A 13,115-nucleotide genomic window follows, 5' to 3' on the forward strand; every position below is an offset into this window, starting at 1 on the left:
CCTCACAACCGGGTCCGGCCGCCGTGGCAGCGCTCGTCCCCGATATCCGAACCCATATGCTCCGGCCGCCCCTCCATTCGGGCAGTGAGTACGGACGCCATCTCCCTGCCGGGCCGCGCCCGGGTGGAGGCGGGACTGGACGACCTGGTCCGGGAGAACCGGTTCACCATCGCCGTCGTCTTCCCGCTGATGGGGGCGGTCCTGCTGGTCGCCTCCCGGGAGACGCTCCTGCCGGGCGTCCTCAACTTCAACCCGTACCTCATCATCTTCGGGACGCTCGTGATGCGCCTGCCGCTCGTGGCCGGCCTCGCGCCGCTGGTCGGCCGCCGGGCCGCCGCCGGCCTGCTCCTCCTCACCGCGTACTCCTACGGCATCGAGTACGTCGGCGTCCTGACGGGCTTCCCGTACGGCAGCTTCGAGTACGGCGTCGACCTCGGGCCGATGCTGCTGGACACGGTTCCGCTGGGGCTGCCCGTGTTCTTCTTCCCGCTCGTCGTCAACGCCTACCTGCTCTGTCTGCTCCTGCTGGGGCCCCGCACGGAATCGGCGCTCGTCCGCCTGCCCGCGGTCATCGCGGTCGTCCTGTTGATGGACCTCGTGCTGGACCCGGGTGCGGTGGCGCTGACGTTCTGGACGTACGACCCCGCCGGCGCCTACTACGGCGTCCCGTGGTCGAACTACGCGGGCTGGGTGCTGTCGGCGACGGTCGCGGTGGGCACGCTCGATGCGGCGTTCGAGCGGTCGGGGCTCCGTCAGCGACTCCGCGACTGCGAGTTCATGCTCGACGACCTCGTCTCGTTCGTGGTCCTCTGGGGGCTGGTCAATGCCTACTTCGGGAACTGGGTTCCCGTGGCGCTGGCGGGGCTGCTGGGCGCCGGCCTGCTGGCGACGGACCGCTTCGACTTCGACGTTCGACCCTCGTGGCCGTCGGTTCGTGGGTGAGGTGGGTGGCGCTCGGTGTGTCACGACTGTTCTCCTCGAGGGTGGGAACTACAACGACGACAGTTGCGACAACGCAGCCCTGTCGAAAGCCCCCGTTCGCTCGACCCGTCCGGGACTTGCTGCGCGCGCTCGCTGTGCTCGCGTGCTTGCGTCGTCCGGGACGGGTCGAGCGAACGGCCCCTTTCAGTCCCGCCCCTGGTGGCTTGCGGAGGATCAGGATTCCCTGCCCTTCCCCGGGTCGCGCGGCCTTGCGCGTCCGCGCTGCGGCACGCGCTCCCGGCCGGCCGGTGTCTGTTCGGCCGGCCGGTTCCGGTACCTGGAAGCGCGCGAGCGCCACCCGTGTCGAACCGCGAACGCAGTGAGCGTGTTCGGCAACTCCGGCGCTCGCGCGGGGAGGCTTGGGGCCACTAGCACTCCGCTGGAACCACCATGTGCGACCGCTCAGTGCGACGGGTAACAGGGCGGGACTGAAAGGGGCCGGGGGCTTTCTATCCCTTGGTCACAATATTGCAATCTTCCAAGTATGTCAGAAAATGTCTAAAATAGTTCGGGAGGATGCTTACAAGTGACAAATTGGTCTATTAGTGTGGTAATATTCCTGGTTCCTACCGTGCAGGCATCGGCTCGCCGGGGTGGTCGTGGCTCGTCTGCGTGCCCGACGGAACCGCGCTCACCTTCGCGAACACCGTCTCCGGGTCCTTGTTCCAGAACCAGTGCCACTGGGTCTCGGCGACGAGCCGGAGCTTCCGGAGCGACGACAGCGACGGCGTCTCGGAGAGCACGTCGCAGTCACGTTCGCGGATGAGTCGGTGGTGGTCGGCGTACAGCACGGCGGCGATGAGGACCGGAAGCTGGCAGTCGCGCGGGAGGAGACCGATGCCGGCAACCCCTTCCTGGTACAGCGTCTCCGTCCGGCGCAGCTCATCGCGCATCGCGGCGGCGAACGCCTCGTCGTACTCCAGCCGCTCGACCTGCGCCTCGGGGACGCCGTGGCGCTCGAGCGTCTCCAGCGGGAGGTAGATGCGGTCGCGCTCGATGATGTCCTCGCGGACGTCGCGGAGGAAGTTGCTCATCTGGAACGCCTCACCCAGCTTGCGAGCGGCGGGGATGGCCTCCTCGGGGTCGTCCTGGCGCATCACGTAGGTCATCATCACGCCGACCGCGGCGGCCGACCCGCGCATGTAGGCCTCGACCTCCTCGTAGGTCTCGTAGCGGGACTTCTCGATGTCGGTGAGCATCGCGTCGATGAACACCTCGACCTCCCCGTCGGGGATGTCGTAGCGCTCCCGGAGTTCGAAGAAAGCCGCCAGCACCGGGTCGTCGGTCTCGCCGGTCAGTGCGGCCTCCCGGATCTCCTCGAGCTGGCGCCGCTGCTCGGCCGGTGGGACCCCCTCGGCGTCGTCAACCACCTCGTCGGCCACCCGGAAGAACGCGTACAGCACGTACGTGGCGTGCCGGACACGTTCGGGGAGCAGCCGCGTCGCGTAGTAGAACGTCCGTCCGGTCCGCCGATGGATGGCCTTGCTCCGAGAGAGCTGCGCGTCGTCGACCATTCGGTGCCCCATAGTACGGTCGTCAGCGTCTTATAGATAGTGCAAGGATGAGTCGGTAGAGTTGAACATGGCGGGTTCTTAATCCACCTGTTCAGGAAACAATTGCCCGTTTTCGGCCGCCACACTGAGGCTGGCCCGCCGTCTGTCTCGGATGGATATCGACCTCGATACCGGTTCCGGCCTCGGACGGGTCGTCGCACTCGTCAGCGGGGTCCTCGCGCTCGTCGACCCGCCGACCAGGCGCCGAGGGATGTCGGCGTCTAGGGCCCGAGATAGCCCCACGCCTGCAGCCGGTCGCCGTCACCGTCGACCCAGCGCTCCCCGATGTCGTCCCGGTAGTAGCAGTTGGGGAGTAACACCCGGTCGATCCGGTCGTACGCCTGCTCACGGGCGTCGGCCATCGTCTCGCCCGTGCCCGTCACGACCAGTGGCATCCCGCTCTCGCCGGCCGCCCGCCACTGCCCGTCGACCAGTTTCGCGTCCTCGATGTGGACGCCCTCCGGTGGGCTCCCGTCGGGCGTGTCGAACACGATGGCGGCGTTCCGTGAGCTCTCGTCGTACGTCTTCTCGTCGTCGAACGGGAACGGCGGGAGGACCACCCGAACCGCGATCTGGTAGCCGCCGTGGACCTCGGGCGAGGGGTTCCGGCCGTGCGCGAGGTCGTGCAGGAACTCGCCGGTGGGTGACTCCAGGGACTCCTCCTGCAGGACGATGGTCGGGTAGCCGAAGCGTGGCGTGAACTCCAGCGGGTGGATGCCGTTCTCGTTGACGATGCAGTTGATGTCGATGCTCCCGACGTACCCCTCCTCGGCGAGCCAGCCCTCCAGCTTCCCGAACGTCTCCTCGAACAGCCGGTTCCGCCCGGCCCAGAACATCGAGGTGCCCATCTCGCCCGTCGAGGGGCCGATGTTCCCCGGGAACAGCTTCTTGTGCTCGAAGTTGAAGTTGATGGGCTCGACGAAGCCGTCGCCGTCGAAGAAGCCACAGACCGCGACCTCGACGCCCTCGACGCGGCGCTGGAGCTGGAACCCCTTCATCCGGTGGCCCCACGATTTCTCGTACGCACGCAGGATGTCCACCACGTCGCTCCCGTCGTCCTCGCGGCCGACGTACAGCAGGCGCTTCACGTTCTGTACCTCCCCGAGCGGCTTCACGACGTAGGGGGCGGGGTTCGTCCGGACGTGGTCGATGGCCGCGTCGAAATCGTGGAACACCTCCGAGGGGATGGGGTCGATGCCGTGGTCCTCGAACACCTCCGTCGCGTAGCCGCGGTCGTCCTCCAGCCGGTCGGTGTTCGGGGTCCCGCCGACGACGGCGTGGCCCTCCGCGCGTAGCTCGGCGGCGAGTTCGCCCGTCCCCACGTCGCTCCCGACCCAGATGTCGTCGAAGACGACCACGTCCGCCCAGTCCAGCTCCGCGCGCCAGTCGTCGGTCTTCGGGACGAACCCGTCGGCGATTGCCCGGTCGCTCTCGGCCTCGATGTAGTAGCGGACGTCGTGACCCTCCCGTTTCACCTGCCACGCCAGGTCCCCGACGAGGGCCGCGTCCAGCGAGCAGAAGAGGAAGTTCCTGCTGTCCATGCACGGATGTCGCCCGGTGTCCTGATAAGCATAGGTACGGGGCTCGATGCCCGATGTCGGTAGCTGTGGCCACGGCAACCACTGCTGCCGCCGCCGCCCCCCGCCGCCCCCACCGCTGCTGCTGCCCCCCGCCGCCACTGCCGCCACCGCCGCTGGCGCCCCCCGGCAGCGGAATCATAATGTGTCCCTCCCTGTTCGATTGTGACGTGACACGGCCCTCCGAACCCCCGGACCGGCGACAGCGGGGTGCCTCGGAGGTCCTCGGCGCCCTTCTGATGACCGCCCTCGTCGTCGTCACGATGACCGTCGCCGGGGTGGCCCTCGCGCCACAGTTCTCGGACGGGGCCGGCGGGACGCCTCTCGTCGACTGCGAGTTCACCTACGAGGACGGAGCGCTTCAGGTGACCCACGGAGGCGGACACGGCGCCGACGCGTCCGAACTCGCGGTCGTTCTCCGGGACGGCTCCGGCGCCTCGCCCCGGGTCCCGTTCGTCGTCGACGAGGGGGATGGTGACGGCCGATTCGAGGTGGACGAAACCGCGCGGTTCGGACCGCTCACCGGGCGGACGGAGGTTCTCGTCGTCACGGACAACGTCATCGTCTGCGAGGCCATCGTCTACCCGACCACGCCGACGGTGGCACCTGGGGCGACGCCGTCGGCCACGCCAACGCCGACGGAAACGGCTACCCCGACTGCATCCCCCACCGCTACGCCAACGCCGACGGCCACACCAACCCCGACGCCGACCTCGGAGAACCAGCCGCCGACGGCGGAGTTCACGACGGACCGGAAGGGACGGTCGTCCAACGTGGACCTCGACGGGTCCCCGTCGGCCGACCCCGACGGGTCCATCGTCTCCTACCGGTGGGACGTGGGGAACGACGGCACCATCGACGACACGGGCGAGACGGTCGAGAACGCGGACGTGCCCCAGGGGGCGCTCGTCAGGCTCGTCGTCACCGACGACGACGGTGCGACCGACACCAGGATCAGGTACGTACCGTAGTTCCGTCCGAACGCGGTTCGAAAGCAGGTCTGTGGTTCCCCCGAGACGTTCGTGGCTCGATCCGCTACCGACTACAGCGGCTCCTCGCCGTCGATGATGCGCTGGGCGCGTGCGGCCAGCGCCGGGACCCCGTGGCGCATCTTCGGGTACATGTCGTCGTCGGAGTTCCCCTCCAGGTAGCGCCGGAAGAACATCTCCCCGAGTCCGGCGAGCTTGTAGACCGCCAGCACGCGGTAGAACCTCTCGTTGGTGAACTCCAGCCCCGTCTGCTGCTCGTAGCGCTCGACGAGTTCCTGCCGCGTGAGGTACCCCTCGCGGGTCATGAACGTGTTCGACAGCGAGTCCGTCGACTCGGGCGGCTCGGGGTCCTTCGCGTCCCACCAGTACGACAGCATCCACCCGAGGTCCGTGAACGGGTCGCCCAGCGTCGACATCTCCCAGTCGAAGACGGCGTTGATGCGTGGCTCGTCGTCCGTGGCGAACATCACGTTGTCCAGCTTGTAGTCGCCGTGGACCAGCGTCGACGGCGGGTCCTCGGGGACGTTGTCCTGGAGCCAGCTCATCACGTCGTACAGTTCCTCGACCTCGCGCTCCTCGGTCGTCACCTCGAACGCCCACATCAGCTGCTCGGACCAGCGCCGGACCTGGCGCTCGGTGAACCCCGGCGGGTAGCCGAAGTCGCCCTCCTCCAGCCCGACGGCCTCGTAGTCGACGGCGTGGATCTCGGCGAGCCCGTCGACCAGCTCCTCGCCGACCTGTCGCCGGCGCTCGGGCGTGGCGAAGCGCTCGGGCTCCTCGTCGCGGAGGACGACGCCGTTCATCCGCTTCATGACGTAGAAGTCCGCGTCGAGGACGTCGTGGTCGTCGCATGAGAGGACGGTCTCGGGCACCCGGACGTCGGTGCCCTGGAGCGCATCCATCACGCGGAACTCCCGGAGCACGTCGTGGGCGTTCTCGGCCGTCTCGCCCGGTGGCGGCCGCCGGACGACGAGGTCGTCGTCGCCCCACGTGACGAACAGCGTCTCGTTGGAGTGACCCTCCTTGTGATGTTCGACCTCGTAGGTGCCGCCGTGCGGCCCGAGTTCGTCCTCCAGGTACTCGGCGAGCGCCTCGCGGTCGACGATACGCCGGAAGTAGTCCGATTCGCCCTCGCTCATGCTCTCACCCGGTACGGTACGCCCCGTGTTGCCGTGATTGCTAACATTGTAAGGGGTAATTCCCGCCGGGGGTACGTATAGGTGGGGGACGAACCGGGACATCCCCCTCGCCGGCGGGTGGATTGCTGCGGTTCCTTTACAATGGATGCACTCGACGCCCCGAACATGGATATCGATTACCACGACTCCGAGCGGGCGACGGAGCTGGCAGCGCGCGCACGCGAGTTCATGGACGAGGTCGTCATCCCGACCGAGCGCGAGTACCTGGGCAACGGCCCCGTCGACGAGTCGGTCATCGCGGACCTCCGAGCGGAGGCGCGCGAGCGCGGAGTCTACTGCCCGCAGATCGACGAGGCACACGGCGGGATGGGTGAGGAGTTCCGCGACGTGCTGCCGCTGTTCGAGCAGGCCGGCCGGTCGCTGCTCGGCGCGGTCGCGATGCGCGTCGACGCGCCCGACGAGGGGAACATGCACACCATCGAACTCGTCGGCACCGACGAACAGAAGGAGGAGTATCTGGAGCCGCTCGTCGCCGGCGACATCCGCTCGGGCTTCTCGATGACGGAACCCCGCGAGGGCGCCGGCTCGGACCCGAAGATGATCAAGACCACCGCCGAGAAAGAGGGCGACGAGTGGGTCATCGACGGCCACAAGTGGTGGACCACGCAGGGTGACGAGTCCGACGTGCTCATCGTGATGGCCCGGACCAATGAGGAGAAACACCCCTACCAGGGTTGCTCGCTGTTCCTCGTCCCGACCGACGCCGACGGCGTGGACATCGTGGAGCCGACGCCGCATCTCGGCCAGACGCTGCTGCCCGAGAGCCACGCGGAGATCCGCTACGACAACGTTCGCATTCCCGAGGAGAACCTCCTCGGCGGGCTGGACATGGGCTTCGTCCACGCCCAGGAGCGGCTCGGCCCCGCGCGCCTGACCCACTGCATGCGCTTCTCCGGGATGGCCGAGCGCGCGCTCGACATCGCGAAGACGTACATGCAGAACCGGGAGGGCTTCGGCTCGAAGCTTTCGGAGAAGCAGAACCAGCGCTACGAGATCGCCGACATGGAGACCCGGCTCCACGCCACGCGCTCGATGGTCCGGCACGCCGCCGAGGAGATCACGCGGGGCAACCAGGCCCGCGTCGAGGTCGGCATGGCGAAGGTGTACGCCGCCAACACCGCCCAGGACGCCATCGACCTCGCGGTCCAGTGCTGTGGTGGCGCGGGCATCTCCCGGAAGCTCCCACTCGCGGACTTCTACGAGGCGGTGCGCGCGTTCCGCATCGTCGACGGGGCCGACGAGGTCCACCAGCGCGTCATCGCCCGGGAGGCGTTCGACATGGAGTACGACGAGGCCGAGCTGGCGAACCTCCCGACCTTCGGCAATCCGAGCGTCTGAGCCGCGCACCCCTTCGCCGCTTCCGGCTCAACCCGAGGGTATCGGCCGTTCGCTGGCGCGCTCGACTCCCGTGAACTCGAAGCGGGCACCCCCCGTCTCGGCGTCGGTCACCGAGACGGTCCAGCCGTGTGCACGCGCCACGTTCTCGACGATGGCGAGTCCGAACCCGGTCCCTTCAGCTGCGGTGGTGTAGCCCCGCTCGAAGACCCGCTCGCACTGCTCCGGCGGGATGCCGGGCCCATCGTCTTCGACGTAGAAGCCGCCCTCCCCGTCGAGCGGCCCGACGGTCACCACGGGTGACGGGCCGTCGGGTCCGGGCTGGAGTTCCCCGGACCCCCCTCCTCCGGGGTCGCCGGACGTACCCCGGTCACCCGCCGAACGGTGTTCCACCGAGTTCCGGAACAGGTTCTCGAGGATCCGCAGCAGACGAGCCCGGTCGGCGCGGATCGTCGTATCGGCCTCGACGGTCAGGGTCGCGTCCCCGGTCTCGACGGCGCTCCAGGCCTCCGTGGCGACGGCCGCGAGCGACACCGGCTCCGTCTCGGTGACCGCCTTCCCCTGCCGACCGAACGCGAGCGCGTCGTCGATGATATCGTCCATCCGCTCGGCGGCAGCGGCCATCGAGTGAACCCGGCTCGGGTCCACGGTCGTCGTCTGTTCCGGGCCGCCTCCGTCCTCGATATCGGCCTCGAGCAGCTTCAGATTCCCCATCAGGACGTTCAGGGGGTTCCGGAGGTCGTGCGAGACGACGCCTGCGAACTGATCGAGGTGTTCGTTCTGCCGTTCGAGCTGGTCCTGTCGGAGTCGCTCGTTCGTCACGTCGGTCAGGGTGACGATGTAGCCGTCCTCGACCGGTGTCCGGTAGGGGGTGGACCGAAGGCGGTACCAGCGGGGTTTCTCATCGTGGTCGGCAGTCAGGTCGGTCCCCGACTCCAACTGGGACAGGTCGAGGGGTTCCGAGTCGGACGGAAGAAACGACGTGAGCGATGCCCCCCGGCATGGGTTGCCCGTTCCCCAGGTCCGAAGTATCCGTTCGGCCCTCGGATTCAGTTCGAGGATCTCACGCTCGCTGTCGACGACCACGATACCGACCTCCAGTTCGTCGAGGATGTCCTTCCGCGACAGGGGGATCGCCTCGGAGAACTGGTACCTGAAGACGGATGCTCCGATGATGGCGGTGCTGAGCACGTACACGAGTGGCGTCGTGCTGATCGGGATGAGGCCGAGGCCGTCCGGGATACTGGCGACGAGGGGGAGGAGGACTGCGATGGCGAGCGTGATGGCCTGGTTCCGGTAGAGGCGGTCCGAATCGATGGCGTACCACCAGAGCAACACGACCCCGGTGAACGCCAGCCCCCACCCCACGACCGACAGCACGATGAACAGCGGGCCGTTGGTGCTTCGGACGGCCGAGGCACCGACCACGGCGATCACGCGGAACTCCCGAAGCAGGAGGTCATGCGGTGGACTCGTGACGACCACCAGACCGCTGACCACCATGTAGCCGCCAGCGGCGCGTCTGAACCAGGCCACGCCACTCGCGCCCGATCCGTAGTTGGTGAACGAGAGCGCGAACAGGAAGAAGACGCCGGCGTCGAGGAACGCCAGTAGCACGACGACATGCTGCAGGAACCGCATCGTCGTGAGCGACGTGCTGATGAGAAGCAGACCGTAGCACAGTCCCCAGAACGCGTTGACGACCGACCAGCCTGCGAACAGTCGGATGGTCGAGTTCGACCCTCGGAGCGAGACGAGCACTGCCAGCCCGACGCCCAGCACGAACGACAGCAGGTAGAGGACGACGATGGGGTTCGAAGCCCGCTCTAGAGGGAACGCGAGCGGGACGGTCGGGTCTGGTGGGAACATCGCGATGGATAGCAGTGAGCCGTCTCGGTCATCGTCCGGCTCTCGATGTGTGAGTCAGTTCTGGGTGATTTCGCCGGCAACATAACGTTTCACCTCCTGAATAATCGGTCGGGCGCGTGGTTCCACGCTGTGGTGGCTGGCGCTTTCCGGGGAATCGCCCCTGTCCCCCGAGTCGCTTTTATCGTGCCATCCCGTCCCACACGGATATGACCGATTTCGACGAGGAGATCAGCTTCGCCGCCGGCGCCATCCGCGACGCCGACTCCGTCGTCGCCATGACCGGCGCCGGCGTCTCGACGGCCTCCGGCATCCCCGACTTCCGCAGCGAGGACGGCGTCTGGAACGAGTACGACCCGATGGACTTCCACATCTCCCGGTTCGAGGCCGACCCCGAGGGGTTCTGGACCGAGCGCGTCGAGATGGTCGAGGACCTGTTCGGCGACGACTTCCAGCCCAACCCGGCCCACGAGGCGCTCGCGACGCTCCAGCAGGAGGGCCACGTGGACGGCCTCATCACGCAGAACATCGACGGGCTCCACCAGGAGGCCGGCAGCGAGGAGGTCATCGAGGTCCACGGCAACGGCCAGCGGGTCGCGTGCTACGACTGCGACCGGACGTTCGAGGCCGACGGTGTCTTCGACCGGGTCCGGGCGGGCGCGGTGCCGCCACGCTGCCCCAACTGCGAGGGCCTCCTCAAGCCGGACGTGGTGCTGTTCGGTGAGGAGCTCCCCGAGTATCCACTGTTCCGGGCACAGTCGCTCGCCGAGCGCGCCGACCTGTTCCTCGTCGTCGGCTCCTCGCTCACCGTCCAGCCCGCCGCCTCCTTCCCCCGGACCGCCGCCGAGTCGGGCGCCACGCTCTGCATCGTCAACCTCGACCGGACGGGGCTCTCGGACCGCGCGGAGTACGACTTCCGCGCGGACGTGACGGACGTACTGCCGGCCCTACAGGACGCCGTGCGGGAGCGGGCCTGAGCGCTGCCGTCCCGTGTGAGTCTAGTTCCCGCAGTAGGTGGCCTGGCCGGTCGCTGCACAGGTCAGCGTGAGGTCGTATCCCGTCACGGCTGCCGGGTCGCCATCGACCGGCTTCCAGACAGTCAGCCGGACGGACTCGCCGGGGGCGAGTTCGGGGCTCCCGTCGCCGGAGATGGCCACGCCGTTCCCGGGGGCCGCTCCCGCTCCGGTCGTCAGGTCGAACTCGTAGCCGTACCCGGAGGAGAGGACGTTGGCCTCGCGGTCGCCCGTGTTCGTCACGGTGACATCGACGCCGAAGTCGGGGTCGGCGACGAACGGCGTCGCGTCGTCGAGTGCGAGTTCCGCGACGGTCGACCGGGCCGTCCCGGTCGCGTCGGTCGGCTCCGGTGAGTCGCGCGGCTCCCGCGCCGACGGCGTCGGGGAGGGCGACCGTCCATCGCCGCCGTCCGAGCTACACCCGGCTAGCAACGGTGCCGTGGCGAGGCCAGCGGTCGCCCGGAGCAGCTGTCGTCTGTTCACGCGCGAGCCGTGCCGGGCGCGCCGGATGAAGCTACTGTTCGGTGGCGTCCGTCGGACGCAGTGGTGTCGCCGCTACCCTTTTGTCCCGACCGGGCGTGCCAACGCCCGCCATGGAATACAGCGTCGTCGAGACGGACGAAGTCGCGGTGACCGACCTCTCGCAGATCGAGGAGATCCCGCCGGATCTGGACATGCAGGACGTCGACTCCGCGCTGGGGCTGGAGAACATGCTCTGCAAGATCTGGCACTTCGAGGAGGGCGAGCAGATCGGGTACCACGCCCACGCCCAGCAGGAGGAGCTGTTCTACGTCCTCGAGGGGCGGTTCTCGCTGAAGCTCGGTCGCTCGGGCGAGGAGGAGTTCCGCGAGGTCGGCCCGGGGACGTTCTGGGCGGCCGGCCCGATGATCGGTCACGGCCACCGCTGCGTGAGCGAGTCGGGGAAGGTTCTCGCGCTCGGGGCACCCGACACCGCTGACCCCGGGCTCGACCCGCATCAGATATCCGACGAGGAGATCGAGGAGGCCCAGTCCGGCGACGACTGAGTCCGGCCGGACCCCCCGGGACGACTGGTCTCAGTTCGCCTCGGTCGTCGGGTTCGCGTCCACCTCGATGTCCTCGCCCGCGTAGGTGGCGTCGAGGTACTCGAGGATGCGCGAGGACTGGCTCATCGTCACGCCGGTCGCGCTGTCGACGATGACCGGGACCTGCCGCTGGCCGGAGACGCGCTGGACCTCGTTGCGCCGAGAGTGGAGCCCCTCCACCCAGACGCTGTCGTACGCGAGGTCGAGCTCGTCCAGCCGGTCGACGACGAACTCGCAGAACGGGCAGCCCTCCAGCCGGTAGAGGGTGATGGTCGGGTCGGTGTCGGCGGCGTCGGCCGCGTCGCCAGCCTCGGCGTCGGTACTCATACCCGGTCGTTGTGCGGCGGGGAGCATAACTCTCCGGGAGCGAGACCCGGCGGGTGAGCGACCGTCGGACCATGTCCTCCGGTCCCCGCCGGGGAGCGCAACGCCCAAACGCCGGCCACCCCCACGGACGCACATGAACGCCGACCGGCGGTACGTCGCGGTGGCCGCCATCGTGGGCATCTTCGTGCTCGTCCAGCTCGGGGCGCTCGCGCTGGTGGAGCCGTTCAAGTCCGCGGGGTTCCAGGACGTCCAGAACCCCTCGGACCCGACCAACAGCCTGCTGTACGTGGGGGCCATCCTCGTTGCGACGGTCGTGATGCTCGGCGCGTTCAGGTACGGTGGCGACCGCGTCATCCGGGCGGTACTCGTCGGCTCGTCGGGCTACCTCTCGTTCTACGTCTTCGCGGTGCTCGTCCCGGCGGCGCCGCTCCCGGGACTCGCGGCCCTCGCCCCCGCCGTCGCGCTCGCTGGGCTCGTCACCGGCGCGCTCTGGTTCTACCCCGAGTGGTACGTCATCGACGCTGCCGGCGTCGTGATGGGTGCGGGCGCGGCCGGCCTGTTCGGTATCAACTTCGGCGTCCTCCCGGCACTCGTCCTGCTGGTCGTGCTGGCGGTGTACGATGCCATCAGCGTCTACGGCACCGAACACATGCTCACCCTCGCGGAGGGCGTGATGGACCTGAAGGTGCCCGTCGTCCTCGTCGTCCCGCTGACGCTGTCGTACTCGTTCCTCGACGAGTCACCGGAGGCTGGCGGGAGCGGCTCCGAGGACGGTGACGAGGACGACACGGCCGTCGCCGATGGGGGGCAGGCTAGCGGCGACGAGACCGACGAGGACGAGACCAACGAGGGTGGGAACGCGTCCGAAGAGGGCGACGACGCGGACCCCGAGCGAGATGCCTTCTTCATCGGCCTCGGCGATGCGGTGATGCCGGCGGTCCTCATCGCGTCGGCCGGCTTCTTCGCGCCGGTTGGCGTCTCCTCGCTCGTGCCGGGCATCGCGCTCACGCTCCCGGCGCTCACCGCGATGGTCGGGACGAACCTCGGCCTGCTCGCGCTGATGTACTTCGTGATGCAGGGGCGCGCGCACGCGGGTCTGCCGCTGCTCAACGGCGGCGCTATCGGCGGCTACCTCGTCGGGGCCGTCGCCGCGGGGATTCCCCTCGTGCAGGCACTCGGACTGGCGCCGTACCTCTGACCCGGCTGCCGAC

The 13,115-nt window shown here is 68.5% G+C and carries 12 protein-coding genes; 6 read left to right on the forward strand and 6 right to left on the reverse strand.

Annotated features, from left to right (window positions below; genetic code table 11):
- Positions 1 to 84: 84 nt before the first annotated feature.
- On the forward strand, positions 85 to 942 hold the full coding sequence (gene cruF, locus NL114_RS13020; RefSeq protein ID WP_286671073.1) for a bisanhydrobacterioruberin hydratase: 858 nt from the start codon (positions 85 to 87) through the stop codon (positions 940 to 942).
- Positions 943 to 1,547: 605 nt separating this feature from the next.
- Here cruF and NL114_RS13025 read toward each other — a convergent pair.
- Positions 1,548 to 2,495, reverse strand: coding sequence for a phytoene/squalene synthase family protein (locus NL114_RS13025; RefSeq protein ID WP_254821352.1), 948 nt, complete (start codon positions 2,493 to 2,495; stop codon positions 1,548 to 1,550).
- A gap of 260 nt (positions 2,496 to 2,755) precedes the next feature.
- Positions 2,756 to 4,075 carry a phosphoribosylamine--glycine ligase gene (locus NL114_RS13030; protein ID WP_254821353.1) on the reverse strand — a complete coding sequence of 440 codons (1,320 nt, stop codon included), beginning with the start codon at positions 4,073 to 4,075 and terminating at the stop codon, positions 2,756 to 2,758.
- Between the two features lie 206 nt (positions 4,076 to 4,281).
- Between NL114_RS13030 and NL114_RS13035 the strand changes: the two genes are divergently transcribed.
- A complete protein-coding gene (locus tag NL114_RS13035) occupies positions 4,282 to 5,082 on the forward strand; it encodes a PKD domain-containing protein (protein WP_254821354.1) in 801 nt (266 codons plus the stop codon).
- Positions 5,083 to 5,153: 71 nt separating this feature from the next.
- Here NL114_RS13035 and NL114_RS13040 read toward each other — a convergent pair whose 3' ends face one another.
- A complete protein-coding gene (locus NL114_RS13040; RefSeq protein ID WP_254821355.1) occupies positions 5,154 to 6,239 on the reverse strand; it encodes a phosphotransferase family protein in 1,086 nt (361 codons plus the stop codon).
- Positions 6,240 to 6,410: 171 nt separating this feature from the next.
- On the opposite strand from NL114_RS13040, the gene NL114_RS13045 reads away from it, so the two are divergent.
- Positions 6,411 to 7,637 carry an acyl-CoA dehydrogenase family protein gene (locus NL114_RS13045; protein ID WP_350355427.1) on the forward strand — a complete coding sequence of 409 codons (1,227 nt, stop codon included), beginning with the start codon at positions 6,411 to 6,413 and terminating at the stop codon, positions 7,635 to 7,637.
- A gap of 27 nt (positions 7,638 to 7,664) precedes the next feature.
- On the opposite strand, the gene NL114_RS13050 is transcribed toward NL114_RS13045, so the two are convergent.
- A complete protein-coding gene (locus NL114_RS13050) occupies positions 7,665 to 9,503 on the reverse strand; it encodes a histidine kinase N-terminal 7TM domain-containing protein (RefSeq protein ID WP_254821357.1) in 1,839 nt (612 codons plus the stop codon).
- Positions 9,504 to 9,709: 206 nt separating this feature from the next.
- On the opposite strand from NL114_RS13050, the gene NL114_RS13055 reads away from it, so the two are divergent.
- Positions 9,710 to 10,477, forward strand: a complete 768-nt coding sequence (locus NL114_RS13055; protein WP_254821358.1) for an SIR2 family NAD-dependent protein deacylase — start codon at positions 9,710 to 9,712, stop codon at positions 10,475 to 10,477.
- A 21-nt stretch (positions 10,478 to 10,498) separates the two neighbouring features.
- On the opposite strand, the gene NL114_RS13060 is transcribed toward NL114_RS13055, so the two are convergent.
- Positions 10,499 to 10,996, reverse strand: a complete 498-nt coding sequence (locus tag NL114_RS13060; RefSeq protein WP_254821359.1) for a DUF4352 domain-containing protein — start codon at positions 10,994 to 10,996, stop codon at positions 10,499 to 10,501.
- A gap of 110 nt (positions 10,997 to 11,106) precedes the next feature.
- Between NL114_RS13060 and NL114_RS13065 the strand changes: the two genes are divergently transcribed.
- Positions 11,107 to 11,538, forward strand: coding sequence for a cupin domain-containing protein (locus tag NL114_RS13065; protein WP_254821360.1), 432 nt, complete (start codon positions 11,107 to 11,109; stop codon positions 11,536 to 11,538).
- A 30-nt stretch (positions 11,539 to 11,568) separates the two neighbouring features.
- Here NL114_RS13065 and NL114_RS13070 read toward each other — a convergent pair whose 3' ends face one another.
- Entirely contained in the window at positions 11,569 to 11,904 is a 336-nt protein-coding gene (locus tag NL114_RS13070; protein ID WP_254821361.1) for a glutaredoxin domain-containing protein, read from the reverse strand.
- A gap of 133 nt (positions 11,905 to 12,037) precedes the next feature.
- Between NL114_RS13070 and NL114_RS13075 the strand changes: the two genes are divergently transcribed.
- The gene (locus tag NL114_RS13075; RefSeq protein WP_254821362.1) at positions 12,038 to 13,102 is read left to right on the forward strand and encodes a presenilin family intramembrane aspartyl protease PSH; all 1,065 of its coding nucleotides are present in this window, start codon (positions 12,038 to 12,040) and stop codon (positions 13,100 to 13,102) included.
- The last annotated feature ends 13 nt before the right edge of the window (positions 13,103 to 13,115 follow it).

The organism is Haloglomus halophilum, from assembly GCF_024298885.1.
Classification (GTDB): Archaea; Halobacteriota; Halobacteria; order Halobacteriales; family Haloarculaceae; genus Haloglomus; species Haloglomus halophilum.

Bases quoted from the DNA above. Each gene is read 5' to 3' on its own strand.
- NL114_RS13025 (WP_254821352.1), bottom strand. From the start codon at position 2,495: ATGGTCGACGACGCGCAGCTCTCTCGGAGCAAGGCCATCCATCGGCGG.
- NL114_RS13075 (WP_254821362.1), top strand. From the start codon at position 12,038: ATGAACGCCGACCGGCGGTACGTCGCGGTGGCCGCCATCGTGGGCATC.
- NL114_RS13065 (WP_254821360.1), top strand. From the start codon at position 11,107: ATGGAATACAGCGTCGTCGAGACGGACGAAGTCGCGGTGACCGACCTC.
- NL114_RS13055 (WP_254821358.1), top strand. From the start codon at position 9,710: ATGACCGATTTCGACGAGGAGATCAGCTTCGCCGCCGGCGCCATCCGC.
- NL114_RS13070 (WP_254821361.1), bottom strand. From the start codon at position 11,904: ATGAGTACCGACGCCGAGGCTGGCGACGCGGCCGACGCCGCCGACACC.
- NL114_RS13050 (WP_254821357.1), bottom strand. From the start codon at position 9,503: ATGTTCCCACCAGACCCGACCGTCCCGCTCGCGTTCCCTCTAGAGCGG.
- NL114_RS13040 (WP_254821355.1), bottom strand. From the start codon at position 6,239: ATGAGCGAGGGCGAATCGGACTACTTCCGGCGTATCGTCGACCGCGAG.
- NL114_RS13030 (WP_254821353.1), bottom strand. From the start codon at position 4,075: ATGGACAGCAGGAACTTCCTCTTCTGCTCGCTGGACGCGGCCCTCGTC.